Genomic DNA, 797 nt, shown 5'->3' with positions numbered 1-797 from the left:
GAAATATCGCTATATTCCGTTTTTTCCGTGATGACAGGCGTGCTATCAGCTTCGTTTTTCAGGGTGTTGGTTTGGATATTTAAGTTTCCACCAGCTTGAATCAAGCCTGCTTTGTTAACAAGCGAAAGGCTTTTTCCGCTGCCAGCCGCATTGGTGAAAGATAAATCTCCCTCTGCCATTATGGTGCCAAAATCATTCAACAAAGCTCCATCAACTTTGAGAGCACCATTGCCCTTCACATAAATTAAGCCCGTTTTGTTGTTGGTCACATCCCCCGTCACGCTAAAGACTAAATCCTGCCCCGATGCCAATTGACCGCTATTTCCAAGCTCCCCCGTTTTGATCACGAAATCTCGTGCCGCTAAAACAGACGTTGTCTCATCAACCATAACGCTTGGAGCAACAAAGAGAATATCTCCAGTTCCACCCTGATCTGTCACGGCTTGTAGCCGCGCATTGTGAATATCAAGGGCATTGGTGCTGTTAAAATCTAAACCGCCATAAGCCAATTCGCTCTCTGAGACATCAATATGATCTGCAATTAAATACAGCGTTTGCGGCGTGTAAATATGAGAACGATTATTGCTTAAATCGAGAGTGTTTGCTGTCAATCTCACATCCCCCTCAGCAGACAGCACATTCTCAACACTGATCTCTCCAGATACCGATGTCAATTTTGCACTGCCATAGCCCATGACCTGATCATAATAGATGTCGTTGCCTGCAAAAATTTCAATATTGCCACCACTGGCAATCTGACCAACCTTCACCCCTTCTTTTGCTGTAATCAAAAGAAA

1 pseudogene is annotated in these 797 nt (G+C 44.3%); it reads right to left on the bottom strand.

Features of this window, described 5'->3' with window-relative positions:
• Positions 1 to 797 (bottom strand): annotated as a pseudogene (locus ACFIO5_RS11285) (hemagglutinin repeat-containing protein); the annotation flags it as partial.

The sequence above is a fragment of the Bartonella sp. AA86SXKL genome (assembly GCF_042196885.1).
Note: the sequence above shows the minus strand (reverse complement) of the source record. Positions and strands in the feature narration are given on the sequence as shown.